At 60.9% G+C, this 15,743-nt stretch carries 18 protein-coding genes and 1 other RNA gene; 7 read left to right on the top strand and 12 right to left on the bottom strand.

Annotated features, from left to right (window positions below):
* The first annotated feature begins 39 nt into the window (after window positions 1-39).
* Complete coding sequence (locus tag WA225_RS25905; RefSeq protein ID WP_422610184.1) at window positions 40-1,182, top strand: DegT/DnrJ/EryC1/StrS family aminotransferase; 1,143 nt, start codon at window positions 40-42, stop codon at window positions 1,180-1,182.
* 55 nt (window positions 1,183-1,237) lie between these two features.
* On the opposite strand, the gene gcvH is transcribed toward WA225_RS25905, so the two are convergent.
* From gcvH to WA225_RS25860, 9 genes are all read right to left on the bottom strand, one after another.
* Window positions 1,238-1,621, bottom strand: coding sequence for a glycine cleavage system protein GcvH (gcvH, locus tag WA225_RS25900; protein WP_422610183.1), 384 nt, complete (start codon window positions 1,619-1,621; stop codon window positions 1,238-1,240).
* Window positions 1,622-1,668: 47 nt separating this feature from the next.
* A complete protein-coding gene (gene gcvT, locus WA225_RS25895; protein ID WP_422610182.1) occupies window positions 1,669-2,751 on the bottom strand; it encodes a glycine cleavage system aminomethyltransferase GcvT in 1,083 nt (360 codons plus the stop codon).
* A gap of 155 nt (window positions 2,752-2,906) precedes the next feature.
* On the bottom strand, window positions 2,907-4,523 hold the full coding sequence (locus tag WA225_RS25890) for an ABC transporter permease (protein ID WP_422610181.1): 1,617 nt from the start codon (window positions 4,521-4,523) through the stop codon (window positions 2,907-2,909).
* A gap of 247 nt (window positions 4,524-4,770) precedes the next feature.
* A complete protein-coding gene (locus tag WA225_RS25885; protein ID WP_422610180.1) occupies window positions 4,771-5,775 on the bottom strand; it encodes an extracellular solute-binding protein in 1,005 nt (334 codons plus the stop codon).
* A 246-nt stretch (window positions 5,776-6,021) separates the two neighbouring features.
* Entirely contained in the window at window positions 6,022-7,239 is a 1,218-nt protein-coding gene (locus WA225_RS25880) for a 2-octaprenyl-3-methyl-6-methoxy-1,4-benzoquinol hydroxylase (RefSeq protein ID WP_422610383.1), read from the bottom strand.
* Window positions 7,240-7,248: 9 nt separating this feature from the next.
* Window positions 7,249-7,734 carry a DUF4442 domain-containing protein gene (locus WA225_RS25875; protein ID WP_127930175.1) on the bottom strand — a complete coding sequence of 162 codons (486 nt, stop codon included), beginning with the start codon at window positions 7,732-7,734 and terminating at the stop codon, window positions 7,249-7,251.
* Window positions 7,727-8,914: a 2-octaprenyl-6-methoxyphenyl hydroxylase gene (gene ubiH, locus WA225_RS25870; protein WP_422610179.1), complete on the bottom strand. Its 1,188-nt coding sequence runs from the start codon at window positions 8,912-8,914 to the stop codon at window positions 7,727-7,729. The genes WA225_RS25875 and ubiH overlap by 8 nt, the downstream gene beginning before the upstream one ends.
* Window positions 8,911-10,245, bottom strand: a complete 1,335-nt coding sequence (gene pepP / locus WA225_RS25865) for a Xaa-Pro aminopeptidase (RefSeq protein ID WP_422610178.1) — start codon at window positions 10,243-10,245, stop codon at window positions 8,911-8,913. Before pepP ends, ubiH begins: the two co-directional genes overlap by 4 nt.
* A 27-nt stretch (window positions 10,246-10,272) precedes the next feature.
* Entirely contained in the window at window positions 10,273-10,833 is a 561-nt protein-coding gene (locus tag WA225_RS25860) for a YecA family protein (protein ID WP_422610177.1), read from the bottom strand.
* Between the two features lie 130 nt (window positions 10,834-10,963).
* Here WA225_RS25860 and WA225_RS25855 point away from each other — a divergent pair, with 130 nt between their 5' ends.
* The 4 genes from WA225_RS25855 (at window position 10,964) to WA225_RS25840 (ending at window position 12,383) form a co-directional block, all read left to right on the top strand.
* The gene (locus WA225_RS25855; RefSeq protein ID WP_422610176.1) at window positions 10,964-11,173 is read left to right on the top strand and encodes a TIGR02449 family protein; all 210 of its coding nucleotides are present in this window, start codon (window positions 10,964-10,966) and stop codon (window positions 11,171-11,173) included.
* Window positions 11,170-11,487, top strand: coding sequence for a cell division protein ZapA (locus WA225_RS25850; protein WP_034151990.1), 318 nt, complete (start codon window positions 11,170-11,172; stop codon window positions 11,485-11,487). Before WA225_RS25855 ends, WA225_RS25850 begins: the two co-directional genes overlap by 4 nt.
* A 30-nt stretch (window positions 11,488-11,517) precedes the next feature.
* Window positions 11,518-11,696, top strand: a non-coding RNA gene (gene ssrS, locus WA225_RS25845) — 6S RNA.
* An 81-nt stretch (window positions 11,697-11,777) separates the two neighbouring features.
* Window positions 11,778-12,383 (top strand): 5-formyltetrahydrofolate cyclo-ligase, encoded by a 606-nt coding sequence (locus WA225_RS25840; protein ID WP_422610175.1) that lies wholly within the window; start codon window positions 11,778-11,780, stop codon window positions 12,381-12,383.
* A gap of 36 nt (window positions 12,384-12,419) precedes the next feature.
* Here the strand turns inward: WA225_RS25840 and WA225_RS25835 are convergent, their stop codons facing one another.
* A complete protein-coding gene (locus WA225_RS25835; RefSeq protein ID WP_016985917.1) occupies window positions 12,420-12,575 on the bottom strand; it encodes a hypothetical protein in 156 nt (51 codons plus the stop codon).
* A 198-nt stretch (window positions 12,576-12,773) separates the two neighbouring features.
* Here WA225_RS25835 and WA225_RS25830 point away from each other — a divergent pair, with 198 nt between their 5' ends.
* Window positions 12,774-13,226 carry an EVE domain-containing protein gene (locus tag WA225_RS25830; protein ID WP_422610174.1) on the top strand — a complete coding sequence of 151 codons (453 nt, stop codon included), beginning with the start codon at window positions 12,774-12,776 and terminating at the stop codon, window positions 13,224-13,226.
* Window positions 13,227-13,367: 141 nt separating this feature from the next.
* Here the strand turns inward: WA225_RS25830 and WA225_RS25825 are convergent, their stop codons facing one another.
* Entirely contained in the window at window positions 13,368-13,775 is a 408-nt protein-coding gene (locus tag WA225_RS25825; RefSeq protein WP_064116357.1) for a flagellar basal body-associated protein FliL, read from the bottom strand.
* Between the two features lie 150 nt (window positions 13,776-13,925).
* Between WA225_RS25825 and WA225_RS25820 the strand changes: the two genes are divergently transcribed.
* Window positions 13,926-14,903, top strand: coding sequence for an NADPH:quinone oxidoreductase family protein (locus tag WA225_RS25820; RefSeq protein ID WP_422610173.1), 978 nt, complete (start codon window positions 13,926-13,928; stop codon window positions 14,901-14,903).
* Between the two features lie 6 nt (window positions 14,904-14,909).
* On the opposite strand, the gene WA225_RS25815 is transcribed toward WA225_RS25820, so the two are convergent.
* Entirely contained in the window at window positions 14,910-15,539 is a 630-nt protein-coding gene (locus WA225_RS25815) for a flagellar basal body-associated protein FliL (protein ID WP_422610172.1), read from the bottom strand.
* Between the last annotated feature and the right edge of the window lie 204 nt (window positions 15,540-15,743).

Here is a 15,743-nt window from a genome sequence, read left to right as displayed (position 1 = left end):
CCTGCTTCAGGCGTCCAATCCGCGGATGATCAAAGCCTTATGAGCCCACTGCCGTTCCTGCCGTTTTCCAAACCTGTCATCGACGAAGCCACCATTGCCGCCGTCGGCGATGTCTTGCGCTCCGGCTGGATCACCAGCGGGCCGAAGGTCCAGGCCTTTGAAGCGCAGTTGTCGCAATACTTGGGCGGCCGCCCGGTGCGCACTTTCAACTCCGGCACCTGCACCATGGAAATCGCCTTGCGCATCGCCGGCATCGGCCCCGGTGATGAAGTGATCACCACGCCGATTTCCTGGGTGGCCACGGCCAACGTGATCCTTGAGGTGGGCGCCACACCGGTGTTTGCCGACATCGACCCGGTGACCCGCAATATCGATCTCGATCAACTGGAAGCGGCTATCACCCCACGCACCAAAGCGCTGATTCCGGTTTATCTCGCCGGCCTGCCGGTGGACATGGAGCGCCTGTACGCCATCGCCCGTAAACACAATCTGCGCATCATCGAAGACGCCGCACAGGCGCTGGGTTCGAGCTGGAACGGCCAGCGCATCGGCGCCACTGGCGATTTCGTGTCGTTCAGTTTTCAGGCCAACAAGAATGTCACCTGCTCCGAGGGCGGTTGCCTTGTGCTGAACACACCTGAGGAAGCGCGGCTGGCGGAGAAGTACCGCTTGCAGGGCGTGACCCGCAACGGTTTCGATGGTCTGGACGTCGATGTGCTGGGCGGCAAGTTCAACATGACGGACGTTGCGGCCACCATCGGTCTTGGGCAATTCGCTCATATCGAGAGCCTGACCGCTCATCGACGCGAACTGGCTCGCCATTACTTCAACTGTTTTGGCGGCGATTTCGAAGCTGTGTATGGCGCACAACTGCCGCCGGCGGACTTCAGCAACAGCAACTGGCATCTGTTTCAACTGGTGCTGCCAGAACGCACGGATGGTCTGCCAGCGCGGGCAACCTTCATGGAGCAGATGCAGGCGCGAGGGATCGGCATCGGCTATCACTATCCGCCGATTCACTTGCTGAGTTTGTACCGCGAGCGCGGTTTCAAGGAAGGCATGTTGCCGGTGGCCGAGCGTGTCGGCCGGCTGATTGTCTCGCTGCCGATGTTCACCACGATGAACAAGGACGATGTCGAGCGCTCGGTGGCGGCAGTGAAGGCGGTTTTGCACGGCGCTTGAAGGACGCCCATGAAAAAGCCCCGACAGGTCGGGGCTTTGCGGTGTTCCGTGAAGCTTATTCGCCGATGGCAGCCTTGTAAGCGGCAGCGTCGAGCAGCTTGTCCAGCTCAGCCTTGTCGCTTGGCTTGAGCTTGAAGATCCACGCGCCGTACGGGTCGGAGTTCAGCAGCTCGGGCGAGCCGCCCAGCTCTTCGTTGATCGCGATGACTTCACCGCTGATCGGCGAGTAAATGTCCGAAGCGGCTTTCACCGACTCAACGACACCGGATTGATCACCAGCGGCGAACACCTTGCCTACTTCAGTCAGCTCGACGAACACCACATCGCCCAGCGCTTCCTGCGCGTGATCGCTGATACCCACGGTGACGGTGCCGTCGGCTTCCAGACGGGCCCATTCATGACTTTCGGCAAAACGCAGTTCGGCAGGGATATCGCTCATCTTCGGTGTCCTCAAGAAATTGTCAGCGGTCTGCCCGCCGGAAAAGGTTAGATCAAAGTTTTGCCATGGCGTACGAAGGTCGGTTTGACCACTCGCACGGGGTACCACTTGCCACGGATTTCCACTTCGGCGCGGTCGGCGGTTGCCATCGGAACACGCGCCAGGGCAATCGATTTGCTTAGCGTAGGAGAGAAACTACCACTGGTGATCTCCCCTTCGCCAACATCGGCGATGCGAACCACCTGATGGGCACGCAAAACACCGCGCTCTTCCAGCACCAGGCCGACCAGTTTGTGTGCAACGCCGGTGGCTTTTTCCGCTTCCAGCGCAGCGCGGCCGATGAACTGGCGCGTGGCCGGTTCCCAAGCGATGCTCCAGGCCATGTTCGAGGCCAGTGGCGAAACGTCTTGATGAATGTCCTGACCGTAGAGGTTCATCCCGGCTTCCACCCGCAGGGTGTCGCGGGCACCGAGGCCAATCGGGGAAATACCGGCGCCGACCAGGTCGTTGAAGAATCCCGGCGCCTGATTCGCCGGCAGACAGATCTCCAGGCCATCCTCGCCGGTGTAACCGGTGCGTGCGATGAACCAGTCGCCGTCGGCGTAGCCTTCAAACGGTTTGAGGTGCTGAATCAGCGTGGCGCGGGCCTGGGTCACCAGTTCGGCAATCTTGTGCCGGGCCTGCGGGCCTTGAATGGCAAGCATCGCCAGTTCGCCGCGTTCGTGCAGTTGCACGTCGTAATCGCCGAGCTGCGCGTTCATCCAGGCCAAGTCCTGATCGCGGGTGGACGCGTTGACCACCAGACGATAAGCGTCGTCCAGGCGATAAACGATCATGTCATCGACGATGCCGCCGCGCTCATTGAGCATGGTGCTGTACAACGCACGGCCGGGGCGGTGCAGGCGGTCGACATCATTGGCCAGCAAATGCTGCAGCCAGGACTTGGCCTGGGCACCGGTGACGTCGATCACGGTCATGTGGGATACATCGAAGACCCCGCAATCGCGGCGCACTTCGTGGTGCTCCTCGACCTGCGAGCCGTAATGCAGTGGCATGTCCCAACCGCCAAAATCGACCATCTTCGCGCCGAGGGCGAGATGCAGGTCATACAGAGGCGTACGCTGTCCCATGGGTTTCTCCTTCCGGGCGTGGCGAAGGTGCGGACAGCCGCTGTACGGGTGAAAGCCTTGAAATAGAAGGCTCTCAGCCGATTCCAGCGAACAGATCTGTCAGACGAACCGCACCGAATGCCGCGCATTGTAGCCGCATGATTCAGGACTGACGACTAAGTGTTTCGTTGCGCCGAACGGCGGATCAGTCCGATAACCGGCAACAGGCCGACCAGAACCAGCGTCAGCGCCGGCAACGATGCCCGCGCCCATTCCCCTTCACTGGTCATTTCAAAGATCCGTACGGCCAGCGTATCCCAGCCAAACGGGCGCATCAGCAGGGTGGCGGGCATTTCCTTGAGCACATCGACGAACACCAGCAACGCCGCGCTCAACGTGCCGGGCAGCAAAAGAGGCAGATACACTTTGAAAAACAGTCGCGGCCCACTGACACCGAGGCTACGTGCTGCTTCGGGCAAAGAAGGCCGTATACGCGCCAGACTGCTTTCCAGCGGCCCGTACGCCACCGCGATAAAGCGCACCAGATACGCCATCAACAATGCCGCCAGACTGCCGAGCAGCAACGGTTTGCCCGCGCCCCCGAGCCAGCCCGAAAGTGGAATCACCAACTCGCGATCCAGATAACTGAACGCCAGCATGATCGACACCGCCAGTACCGAACCCGGCAACGCATAACCGAGATTGGCCAGACCAACGCCGGCGTTGATCGCCCGAGTCGGTGCCAGGCGCCGGGCAAACGCCAGCAACAAGGCAACGCTGACGGTGATCAACGCTGCCATGGCGCCCAGATACAGCGTATGCAGGATCAGCCCGGCATAGCGTTCATCGAGATCGAAACGGCCGCGCTGCCAGAACCAGACGAGCAGTTGCAGCACCGGAATGACGAAGGCACAGGCGAACACCAGTCCACACCAGCTCATCGCGGCGAAAGCCTTGAATCCACGCAGGTGGTACAGCGCTTTGAGCCGTGGCCGCTCGTTGCTCGCCCGGTTGGCGCCGCGCGCACGACGCTCGCCGTAGAGCACCAGCATCACCACCAGCAGCAACAGGCTGGCCAGTTGCGCGGCGCTCGGCAGGCTGAAGAAGCCGTACCAGGTTTTGTAGATCGCCGTGGTGAAGGTGTCGAAGTTGAACACCGACACCGCACCGAAATCGGCGAGGGTTTCCATCAGCGCCAACGCTACACCGGCACCAATGGCCGGACGCGCCATCGGCAAGGCCACACGCCAGAAAGCCTGCCACGGTGATTGGCCGAGCACCCGCGCGGCTTCCATCAGGCCTTTGCCCTGGGCGAGGAACGCGGTGCGCGCCAGCAGGTAGACGTACGGGTAGAAGACCAGCACCAGCACGATAATCACCCCGCCGGTGGAGCGCACCCGGGGCCAGCGCAGGCCTGAGCCGAACCATTCGCGCAGCAGGGTTTGCACGGGGCCGGCAAAGTCGAGCAGGCCGACGAAGACGAAGGCCAGCACGTACGCGGGGATGGCGAAGGGCAGCATCAGCGCCCAGTCGAGCCAGCGCCGCCCGGGGAATTCGCAGAGGCTGGTGAGCCAGGCGAGACTGACGCCGAGCAGGGTCACACCGACACCGACGCCAACGACCAGCGTCAGAGTATTGCCGAGCAGGCGTGGCATCTGGGTTTCCCAAAGGTGCGACCAGATTTGTTGATCGATGGTCTGCCAGGAGAGCAGCAAAACGCTCAGGGGCAACAGCACCAGCGCAGCGATGGCGAAGACGATGGGGTACCAGCGGCGTTGGGCGGGGTGGGCCACTTTTGGGTCTCTGGGGGGATTGAGGGTGTTCTTGGATTGAGTATTTCAGGTTGAGATTGCTGCCCTCACCCTAACCCTCTCCCAGAGGGAGAGGGGACTGACCGAGGTGCTCACGCAAGCTACATCGACCTGAGATATCGAGTCGAACTCAGGTTTCGAAAACACTACAAGTCGGCCCCCTCTCCCTCTGGGAGAGGGCTGGGGTGAGGGGCTGGATCTCGAAGCAGACAAGTTTATCGAAAAAGCCTCAATTCCAACCCGCCCGATCCATCATCCGAATCGCCTCAGCCTGACGCTTGCCCGCCACTTCCACCGGCAAGGTGTCGGCAACAAACTTGCCCCACGCCGCCACTTCCTCTGAAGGTGCCACCGCCGGGTTGGCCGGGAATTCCTGGTTCACGTCAGCAAAAATCTTCTGCGCCTCAGGTGTGGTCATCCACTCGACCAAAGCCTTGGCCGCTTCCGGATGCGGCGCATGCTTGGTCAGGCCAATGCCCGAGAGGTTCACGTGTACGCCACGATCCGCCTGGTTCGGCCAGAACAATTTCACCGGCAGCTCCGGCTTCTGCTTGTGCAGGCGACCGTAGTAGTAAGTGTTGACGATGCCGACGTCGCACTGGCCGGCGCTGATCGCTTCGAGCACCGCTACGTCATCGGAGAACACATCGGTGGACAGGTTATTGACCCAGCCCTTGAGGATTTTTTCGGTCTTCTCGGCGCCATGGACTTCGATCATGGTCGCGGTCAGCGACTGGTTGTAGACCTTCTTCGCCGTACGCAGGCACAGACGCCCTTCCCAGTTCTTGTCAGCCAGCGCTTCGTAAGTGGTCAGTTCGCCCGGCTTCACGCGCTGAGTCGAATAGGCGATGGTCCGCGCGCGCAGGCTCAGGCCGGTCCACGCATGGGTGGACGAGCGGTACTGCTGCGGGATGTTGGCGTCGATGGTTTTTGAAGTGAACGGCTGGAGGATGCCCATTTGCTCGGCTTGCCAGAGGTTGCCGGCGTCGACGGTGAGCAACAGGTCAGCCGTGGCGTTTTCGCCTTCGGCCTTGATGCGCTGCATCAGCGGCGCTTCCTTGTCGGTGATGAACTTGATCTTCACCCCGGTCTTGGCGGTGTAGGCATCGAAGACCGGTTTGATCAGTTCATCGATGCGCGACGAGTAAACCACCACCTCATCAGCGGCCTGAGCCGTGGTGCTGCCGATCAGGGTCAAGGCCAGTGCGGTCAGAAGACGCTTGGGTGCCAACATGGGAGTGGTCTCTCGGTCGGAAAATGTGGGCCAAATGATAAGGACTCACATTTACCACCTCAATCGAACTCTTTTTGAAGGAGTTACCAGATGTTGCACAGCGTTATTTTTGTATTGGGTTTGCCGACGCCATCGCTGGCAAGCCAGCTCCCACAAGGTTTTCGGTATATCCAACATTGATGTTTCCCACCGACCACTGTGGGAGCGAGCTTGCTCGCGAAGGGGCCATAAGCCTCAATGGAGATGTCAGGGTTTGGCCAGCGCCGGAAGATCCCCGGTCAACCCGAGGGCTTCACGCACAAACAGCGCCTTCGCCTCGGGCATCTGCTCCACCAGCTTCAACCCAGCATTGCGCAACCAGCGCACCGGCAACGGATCCGCCTGAAACAATCGCTCAAACCCTTCCATCGCCGCCATCAGTGCGAGGTTATGCGGCATGCGCCGACGCTCGTAACGGCTCAGCACCTTCACATCGGCCAAACGCTCACCGCGTTCGGCCGCTTGCAACAACACCTCGGCCAGCACCGCCGCATCGAGGAAACCGAGGTTCACCCCCTGCCCGGCCAACGGGTGAATGGTGTGCGCCGCATCGCCGATCAGCGCCAGGCCTTCAGCCACATAGCGTTTGGCGTGACGCTGACGCAGCGGCACGCACAGTCGCGGGTCAGCGCTGATCACCTCACCGAGGCGACCTTCAAAGGCACGCTCCAGCTCACGGCAGAAATCCGCTTCATCCAGCGTCATCAAACGCTCGGCCTCGCTCGGCGTGGTCGACCAGACGATCGAACACCAATCCTGCTGGCCGTCACGCTCCAGCGGCAGAAACGCCAGCGGCCCGTGATCGGTAAAACGCTGCCACGCGGTCATCTGGTGCGGCTTACTGCTGCGCACGCTGGTAACGATGGCGTGATGCAGGTAATCCCACTCGCGCGTCGCCACACCGGTGAGACGGCGAACTGCCGAGTTGGCACCGTCAGCGGCGATCACCAGCGGCGCACGCAACTGACGGCCATCGGCCAAGGTCAGCAGCCAGTCATCGCCGGAGCGGCGCATCTGTTCCAGCCGCGCATTGGCCAGCATGCCCAGATCGCAATCGTGCAAACGGTCGAGCAAGGCATCCTGCACAACACGGTTTTCAACGATGTGGCCGAGCACCTCGGCATGCACACTGCTCGCCGAGAAATGAATCTGCCCGGTGCCGCTGCCGTCCCACACGTGCATGTCGGTGTACGGGCTGCTGCGGCGCTTGGCGATGCCTTCCCAGACGCCGAGGCGTTCAAGAATCCGCTGGCTCGCCGCTGACAGGGCGCTCACTCGCGGCTCAAACGCCGCGTCAGTGTCGAACGGTTTGACGCTCAGCGGGCTGCCGTCGAGCAGCAGGACTTCCAGCCCGCTGTCCTGCAACGCCAACGCCAAAGCGCTGCCGACCATTCCGGCTCCGACAATCAGCAGATCTGCGCGCATTTCCATGCTTTAAGCCTGTCTCGCTTGCGGCTTGAGCCGCACGTAAAGGGTTTTACCGACCCGCGCCACCAGATTGCCGGCGCCGTCATGAATGTCGACCTGCAACTGCGGCAGGTATTTCTCGCCATTGGCGGTTTGCCGGCGAATCTCGGCGAGCAAGGTCTCGTCGATATTGAAGCGGGCGAACACCGGGCCTTTGCCTGGCGCAATGAAATCGATGTCGGCGGCCTTGTCCCAGACGATGTAACGCGAGCCGAGGTTTTCCATGAGCATCAGCATGAAGAACGGATCGACCATCGAATACAGACTGCCGCCAAACTGCGTGCCGACGTAGTTGCGGTTGTACCAGCCGAGGCCCATCGACACCTGAACGTCGCGGAAGTCATCGCTGATGTGCCGAACGCGGACACCGGCGCCAAGATAAGGCGGGTAGAACGTCATCACCCAGCGCATCAACCGCGCCTTGCCGAATTTAGCGGTCAACCACTTAAGCATCCGGACGTGTTCCCAAACCCATGGCCTGGCGCGCAAACCAGCGCTTGGCCGGTGGCAGCAGATCAAGTCCGAGCAAGCCGATGTTGCGACCCAGCGACACCAGTGGCTGCGTGCTGCCGAACAGCCGCGTGACCTGATCGGAAAAACCGACGGTGAGATCCTGATCGAGACGCTGACGCTCGCGATACGCCTGCAACGTAGCGAAGTCGCCGAGCGGTTTATCGCTGGCCAACAGCGCAGCCGCCAAGGTGTCGGCATCACGCAGCGACAGGTTGAAACCCTGACCGGCGATCGGGTGCAGGCTGTGTGCGGCGTTGCCGAGCACAGCCAGATGCGAACGCACTTGTTCTTCGGCTTCGACCAGCGTCAGCGGATATAGATGTCGTGCGCCAACCTGTTTCAGCGTGCCGAGGCGGTAACCGAACACGCCCTGCAACTCGCTGAGGAAATCGCGCTCGCTCAAATCGGCCAGGCGCTGTGCGTCCATGCCCAGACGGGTCCAGACCAAAGCGCAGCGGTTTTCCGGCAACGGCAGCAGCGCCATCGGCCCTTCGTCGGTGAAGCGCTCGAAAGCCATGCCGTTGTGCGCTTCACTCGGGGTGATGTTGGCGATCAGCGCACTCTGGTTGTACGGACGCTTGCGCACGTTGATGCCCAGTTGCTCGCGCAGACCGGAACGACCGCCATCGGCGAGCACCGCGAGGTCACATTCAAGCGTGGTTTCATCATTGAGGGTCAGGCGATAGCCATCGGGCAGCGGTTCCATGCGCGTGACTTCCGCCGGGCAGCGCCAACTGATCACTTCTTTATCGATGTGCTGCCACAGGCACTGGCCGAGCCAGGCGTTTTCCACCACGTAACCGAGCGCCGGCACGCCCTCTTCCATCGCCGACAGACGCGCGGTGGAGAAGCGGCCACGATCAGAGACGTGAATCTGTTTGATCGGCTCGGCGCGGCGGGAGATTTCCTGCCATACACCGAGCCGTTGATAAATCTGCCGCGAGCCAAAGGACAGCGCCGACGAACGCGCGTCGTAGCTCGGCTGCCAGCTGTCGCCGGGAGCGAACGGTTCGATCAGCACGATCTTCCAGCCACGCGCCTTGGCCCCGGCCTGCAAGGCCAAGGCCAGGCTGGCGCCGACCAGACCGCCACCGATGATTGCCAGATTGACTCGACTCATGCCGCGTGTGTCCTTGCTTGTGCCATCAGCGCTTCGATGTCGGCGACGGTTTTCGGCACGCCGCTGGTGAGGATTTCACAACCGGTTTTGGTCACCACCACGTCGTCCTCGATGCGCACGCCAATGCCGCGCCATTTCTTCGCGACGTTTTGATTGTCCGGGGCGATGTAGATGCCCGGCTCGACGGTCAGCGCCATGCCGACTTCGAGCACGCGCCATTCGCCGCCGACCTTGTACTCGCCAACGTCATGCACATCCATGCCCAGCCAGTGGCCGGCGCGGTGCATGTAGAACGCTTTATAGGCTTCGCTGGCGATCAATTCGTCGACCTCACCCTGCAGCAAACCGAGTTTCACCAACCCCGTGGTGATAACGCGAACCGTGGCTTCGTGCGCCTGATTCCAGTGTTTGTTCGGGGCGATTTCGGCGAATGCAGCTTCCTGCGAGGCCAGCACCAATTCGTAGATCGCTTTCTGCTCGGGCGAAAACTTGCCGTTGACCGGCCAGGTGCGGGTGATGTCGCTGGCGTAGCAGTCAATCTCGCAACCGGCGTCGATCAACACCAGATCACCGTCCTTGAGCAGCGCGTCATTCTGCTGGTAATGCAGGATGCAGCTGTTGCGCCCGGCGGCGACGATCGAACCATAAGCCGGCATTTTCGCCCCGCCCTTGCGGAATTCGTAGTCGAGTTCGGCTTCGAGGCTGTACTCGTGGAGCCCGGCCCGACTGGCCTGCATCGCGCGGATGTGGGCTTGCGCCGAGATCCGCGCGGCTTCGCGCATCACCTTCACTTCCGCCGCCGATTTATACAGACGCATGTCGTGCAGCAGATGATCCAGGGCAACGAATTCGTTCGGCGGCTGGGCGCCGAGGTGCGCCTTGGAGCGGATCACGTTGATCCAGTCCATCAGGTGGCGATCGAATTCGGGGTTGCTGCCCATCGCCGAATACACCCGGTCGCGGCCTTCGATCAGGCCCGGGAGAATGTCGTCGATGTCGGTGATCGGGAAAGCGTCGTCGGCACCGAAGTCACGAATCGCGCCTTCCTGCCCCGCGCGCAAGCCATCCCACAATTCGCGTTCGGCATTGCGTTCACGGCAGAACAGCACGTACTCGCCATGCTCGCGACCGGGCATCAAAACGATGACGGCTTGCGGCTCGGGAAAGCCGCTGAGGTACTGGAAGTCGCTGTCCTGACGGTAGACGTGCTCGACGTCGCGGTTGCGGATGGCCACCGCGGCGGCGGGCAAAATCGCGATGCTGTTGGGTTCCATCTGCGCCATCAGGGCCTTGCGGCGACGGCTGTATTCCGCTTTCGGGATATGGGTCATGGGCAGATGGCTTTCCCTGGCACGCGATTAATGCAGCGACGGCTTGGCGGCTGGCGGCACGTCGGCTTTCTTGGTTTCCGAGAACAGCAGCAGCGGCGCGACGCGCAGGTACTCCATGACTTCCATGTAGTCGGTTTCGCCGTCTTCGGATTCTTCCAGCGCATCCTGCACCTGGGCAATGGCGGCCAGATCCTGCAGCACTTCGGTGGCTTCAGTGCTGAGCATGCTGCTGTCGCGGCAGTTCAGGCCGAAACCGCTGAGGAAGCCCTGGCACCACTCACCCAGTGCAGCGGCGCGGTCGGCCAGCGGCGCGTCATCGGTCGGCAGCAGCAGAACGACAGTGACGTCGTCGCCGGTCAGTTCGCCTTTGACCATCTCTTGCAGGCCGATCAGGGCGTTGCGGACGTTGTCCTGGATGTCGCCTTCGAGCAGTTCGGCGGCGTCGATCAGCCAGCCTTCGTTATCGAAGCCGGCACCGGCGCAGCTGCGTCCGAGCAGCACGCCATGCAATTCGGCAGGCGAGACGTTGTGGCCGCTGGAAGTCAGCAGGGTGGCAAAGGCTTGGTACGGGGAATTCGCAATGGTCATGGGCAGCTAGGCGCCAGACGGCGCTATGTCTAGAATGAAGGCCTTGTATCCTACATCGACAGACTCGCCAAGACTATTAAAGGCTGTCCGCCAGCTATCCCATCAGACAGACTCCGACCCAGTGGACACAATGGAAGACACCGACCTGCAAGCGCTGATGGCCAGACTCGAACTGCTGATTACCCGAGTCGAGCAACTTAAGAGTCAAAACACACTCTTACTAGCTCAGGAAAAGACCTGGCGCGAGGAACGCGCTCACCTCATTGAAAAAAACGAAATCGCCCGGCGTAAGGTCGAATCGATGATTTCGCGCCTCAAGGCCCTGGAGCAAGACTCATGAGTTCAAGCAATAGCGTTACCGTGCAGATCCTCGACAAAGAATATTCGATCATCTGCCCGCAGGAAGAACGCAGCAATCTGGTCAGTGCTGCCCGCTATCTGGACGGCAAGATGCGCGAGATCCGCAGCAGCGGCAAAGTCATCGGCGCCGACCGCATTGCCGTGATGGCCGCGCTGAACATCACCCACGACCTCTTGCACAAAGAAGAGCGTCCGGACATCCAGGCCAGCGGTTCGACCCGTGAACAGGTACGCGACTTGCTCGATCGTGTCGATCTGGTGCTCGCCGACGATCAGAACACCACCAAGGGCTGATTCGACTGAGCGCTTGCGGTATACTCGCAGCACTCCCTGGGGTGCTTGCCAGTTGACGATGTCCCTGAGCCGATTCGCACTACCCTGGAAGTTGCACGTTGGGCTGGTGTGCATGTCCGCTAGACGGAAAGCCTTAAAGTCTACTGCATCTTCCACCTTGAACTTTCGGGTTCAAGGGCTAAGTCGACAGCGGTTCATCCGGGGAGCCTGATTCGAATCCGATGGCGGTGAAAACCGCCATCGGATTTTTTATGCGTACGTTTTTGCATCCATCCTGCCGAAGCCGAACCATGACCGAACCCGCGCTGCTGCCCCGCCCGCAACTCCGCCGCCTGCTGCGCAAGGCGCGCCGTGCGCTGACCAAGAGCGAGCAACGCCAGGCCGCCAAAGGCCTGTTGCGGCAATTGGCCCAAGACCCGCGCTTTCGTCGGGCAAAACACATTTCCCTGTACCTGCCCACCGATGGTGAAATCGATCCGCGTCTGCTGCTGCGTGAAGCGCAGCGTCGGGGCAAGGCGACTTACCTGCCGGTGCTGAGCGCCTGGCCACGGACCAAAATGGTCTTTCAACGGATTCGTCCCGGCGAAAAGCTCAAACCCAATCGTTTCCGCATTCTCGAACCACGGGCCAATCTGGCCCGGCAACGCAAAGTCTGGGCGCTGGATCTGGTGTTGTTGCCGTTGGTGGGGTTTGACGATGTCGGCGGGCGACTGGGCATGGGCGGCGGTTTTTACGATCGCAGCCTGGCGTATCTGGCGCGCCGTAAAAGCTGGCGCAAGCCGACGCTGCTGGGCCTGGCCCATGAATGTCAGAAGGTCGAACGGTTGGCGCAAGCCAGTTGGGATATACCGTTACACGGCACGGTCACCGACAAGGCGTGGTATTTCGCGGGATAGAGCGCCGCACAGAACAGCGGCGCCGAGAAAGCAGCTTCAGCGTTTGAACGCGGTCGACTGTTGCACCTGTTGCGCGACTTCAATCGGCGCGTCGGCCTTGTTCGACCACAGGCTCTGTGCGTAACCGGTGGTCACGACGCCCAAGCCAAACAAAATTACCAAAGTCCATAGTAGATCCGGTTTGCGTTTCATCGATTGCCCCCCTCAAGGCACATCATCACGATGACAGCAGCGGTTTCCGTTCGTAGGCCGTGCAGCAGCGTCAAGCTTTAAAGGCCGGCATTTTGCGACAACGTGAACCTGCGCGCAAACGCTGACGTCAACCGACTGTCGGTTTGTCATAAAATTGCCCGACAACCTGCCCAATGACCGTTTCAGGAGCAAAAAACCATGGCCTATTGGCTGATGAAGTCCGAGCCCGACGAACTCTCGATCAAAGGTCTGGAAAAGCTCGGCAAAGCGCGCTGGGATGGGGTTCGCAACTATCAGGCACGTAACTTCCTGCGGGCGATGGCGGTGGGCGATGAGTTCTTTTTCTATCATTCCAGTTGCCCGGAGCCGGGAATTGCCGGTATCGGGAAAATTATTCAGGCGGCGTACCCGGATCCCACCGCAATGGAGCCGGAAAGCCACTACTTCGACCCGAAGGCTACTCCGGAGAAGAATGCGTGGAGTGCAATCGATGTCGAGCACGTCGAGACGTTTGCCCGGGTCTTGAAGCTGGATTATCTGAAGCAGCAGACCGCGCTGGCCGAGATGCCGTTGGTGCAGAAGGGCTCGCGATTGTCGGTGATGCCGGTCACACCAGAGCAGTGGGCAGCGGTCATCGCACTAAAACCCTGATTCATTTGCCGCCGGCCAAAATGCAATCGCTGGCAAGCCAGCTCCCACAGGGGTTTTCAGTGAACACATAATTTGTGACCACCCGAAAAACCTGTGGGAGCTGGCTTGCCAGCGATGGGGCCCGCCCGGACGACGGATGACTTATTGAATGATCAGGTTGTTGAACAACAGATCTTCAACCACCGGCTTGCCGGTCTCGTCATTCATCACTTGCTGGGTCTGCTTCAACGCTTCCTGACGCAGCTTCTCTTTACCTTCGATGCTGCCCATCGCCTCGGTCGTCTGCTGAGTAAACAGCGCCACCAGTTGATTACGGATTAGCGGCTCGTTGGCCTTGACCAGTTTGGCGGCTTCATCGCCCGTCACGCGCAGCGCCACGTCGGCCTTGTAGACCTTGAGCTTCGGTGTGCCGTCCAGCCCGTAGTTGCCCACGAACGGCGGGCTCAGGCTGATGTAGCTGACCTTCGGCGCTTCGCCTTCTTTGGCTTCTTCGGCCAGCGCTGCCACAGGCAGAGACAGGGCCAGCAACAACATGATCCACGCTTTCACAATTCGCTCCTTATCCGGTTTGCGGCCTAGCATAACGACCCGCCGCGCAAGCACAAGCTTATGGCTGACTATCAGGGCCGGGCATGCTCGTTGACCCGTTGACTGACACACCTACACTTATCGGCCATCACTCCCAAAGGAATAGCCCTGATGAAAGCCGTGCTGTGCAAAGCCTTCGGCCCTGCCGAATCGCTGGTACTGGAAGACGTCGCCAGTCCTGTCGTCAAGAAGAACGAAATCCTGCTGGACGTGCACGCCGCCGGGGTCAACTTCCCGGACACGCTGATCATCGAGGGCAAGTACCAGTTCAAACCGCCCTTCCCGTTCTCGCCGGGTGGCGAAGCAGCAGGCGTGGTCACGGAGGTCGGTGAAAAGGTCAGCCACCTGAAGGTCGGCGATCGGGTCATGGCCCTGACCGGCTGGGGCAGCTTCGCTGAACAGGTCGCGGTGCCGGGCTACAACGTGCTGCCAATCCCGCCGTCGATGGACTTCAACACCGCCGCCGCCTTCAGCATGACCTACGGTACTTCGATGCACGCGCTCAAGCAGCGCGCCAACCTGCAACCGGGCGAAACCCTGCTGGTGCTGGGCGCGTCCGGCGGTGTCGGCCTGGCGGCGGTGGAAATCGGCAAAGCCATGGGCGCCCGCGTCATCGCCGCCGCCAGCAGCACCGAGAAGCTCGCGGTGGCCAAGGCTGCCGGCGCCGATGAGTTGATCAACTACAGCGAAGCCAGCCTCAAGGACGAAATCAAACGCCTCACCGACGGCCAGGGCGCTGATGTGATCTACGATCCGGTCGGCGGCGACCTGTTCGATCAAGCCATCCGCGCCATCGCCTGGAACGGCCGCTTGCTGGTGGTCGGCTTCGCCAGCGGCCGGATCCCCGAACTGCCGGTCAACCTCGCCCTGCTCAAAGGCGCGGCGGTACTCGGCGTGTTCTGGGGCTCCTTCGCCCAGCGCCAGCCGCAGGACAACGCGGCGAACTTCCAGCAGTTGTTTGGCTGGTTTGCCGAGGGCAAGTTGAAACCGCTGGTGTCGCAGGTGTATCCGCTGAGCAATGCGGCGCAGGCGATCAATGATCTTGGCCAGCGCAAGGCTGTCGGGAAGGTTGTGGTAAAGGTTCGCTGAGGCGCCTCAATGACCGGGCGACGCCGCCATGTCGCCCGGCATCAGATCTTCCTGCACCTTCTCGCTACGCGACTCCACCAACTGCCCCTTGTCGTCGAAGCGCAAAACAATCAGCCAATCGTAAACATCCACCGGCCATTTCGGCTGGCCGATCAACGCCGGGCCATCGCCGCCGAAAGCGGCTATCAGCTTATTGATGTGGCCGTGATGCCAGGCAATCAGCACGGTTTTCGCCTGATTGCTCTTGCGCAGTGAGCTAACCAGTCTGTCGACGTCGTTATTGGCGAACGGCTGTTCAATCGGCAGTTGCAGGCGTTGCGACAGCGGGATCAAAGTCTGCCGGGGGCGGATGCTTTGCGCGCTGTCAGCGGTAGCGATCAGACGTTGCGGCGTGAGCGTCTGGCCATCCAGTTTCAACGGGGTGAAATAGTCGGCGTAAGCGGCGGCGCGTTGTTCGCCACGAGCATTGAGCTCAGGACCCACCTCGGGCTTTTCCGCATGACGGACGATCAGCACAGTGACATTGCGTAACCCCGGCGCCGCCGAGTCTTGCGCGAGACTCAGCGCCAACACGGAAACAGTGAGCGCTACCGCTACCAGCAATCTGGGCAGCAACCTGCGAACTTTCGGGGTCATCGGTTTTCTCGCGAAATCAGTCGGTCTATTGATCGCGAGTCTAAAACACAACGTCCCGGCCGCCACAAAAACGCCCTGTTCTTACAGCTGAGCGACAGGTTCATAAAGGAACGTGCGATTTCCAACATTTCCGCTGTTTTGCCAATGCGAACCGGTGCTATTTTCGGTAACGAAACTGTAACATTCGCATCCGCAGTCAAAACA

The organism is Pseudomonas sp. (assembly GCF_049300855.1).
GTDB lineage: Bacteria > Pseudomonadota > Gammaproteobacteria > Pseudomonadales > Pseudomonadaceae > Aquipseudomonas.
The sequence above is the reverse complement of the archived record's forward strand: the minus strand, read 5'-3'. Positions and strand labels throughout refer to the sequence as shown.

Coding starts and splice junctions, on each gene's coding strand:
- pepP (WP_422610178.1), bottom strand. CDS start 10,245: ATGACCCATATCCCGAAAGCGGAATACAGCCGTCGCCGCAAGGCCCTG.
- gcvH (WP_422610183.1), bottom strand. CDS start 1,621: ATGAGCGATATCCCTGCCGAACTGCGTTTTGCCGAAAGTCATGAATGG.
- ubiH (WP_422610179.1), bottom strand. CDS start 8,914: ATGAGTCGAGTCAATCTGGCAATCATCGGTGGCGGTCTGGTCGGCGCC.
- WA225_RS25860 (WP_422610177.1), bottom strand. CDS start 10,833: ATGACCATTGCGAATTCCCCGTACCAAGCCTTTGCCACCCTGCTGACT.
- WA225_RS25830 (WP_422610174.1), top strand. CDS start 12,774: ATGGCCTATTGGCTGATGAAGTCCGAGCCCGACGAACTCTCGATCAAA.
- WA225_RS25850 (WP_034151990.1), top strand. CDS start 11,170: ATGAGTTCAAGCAATAGCGTTACCGTGCAGATCCTCGACAAAGAATAT.
- WA225_RS25840 (WP_422610175.1), top strand. CDS start 11,778: ATGACCGAACCCGCGCTGCTGCCCCGCCCGCAACTCCGCCGCCTGCTG.
- WA225_RS25835 (WP_016985917.1), bottom strand. CDS start 12,575: ATGAAACGCAAACCGGATCTACTATGGACTTTGGTAATTTTGTTTGGC.
- WA225_RS25820 (WP_422610173.1), top strand. CDS start 13,926: ATGAAAGCCGTGCTGTGCAAAGCCTTCGGCCCTGCCGAATCGCTGGTA.
- WA225_RS25875 (WP_127930175.1), bottom strand. CDS start 7,734: ATGCTTAAGTGGTTGACCGCTAAATTCGGCAAGGCGCGGTTGATGCGC.
- gcvT (WP_422610182.1), bottom strand. CDS start 2,751: ATGGGACAGCGTACGCCTCTGTATGACCTGCATCTCGCCCTCGGCGCG.
- WA225_RS25855 (WP_422610176.1), top strand. CDS start 10,964: ATGGAAGACACCGACCTGCAAGCGCTGATGGCCAGACTCGAACTGCTG.
- WA225_RS25885 (WP_422610180.1), bottom strand. CDS start 5,775: ATGTTGGCACCCAAGCGTCTTCTGACCGCACTGGCCTTGACCCTGATC.
- WA225_RS25880 (WP_422610383.1), bottom strand. CDS start 7,239: ATGCGCGCAGATCTGCTGATTGTCGGAGCCGGAATGGTCGGCAGCGCT.
- WA225_RS25905 (WP_422610184.1), top strand. CDS start 40: ATGAGCCCACTGCCGTTCCTGCCGTTTTCCAAACCTGTCATCGACGAA.
- WA225_RS25815 (WP_422610172.1), bottom strand. CDS start 15,539: ATGACCCCGAAAGTTCGCAGGTTGCTGCCCAGATTGCTGGTAGCGGTA.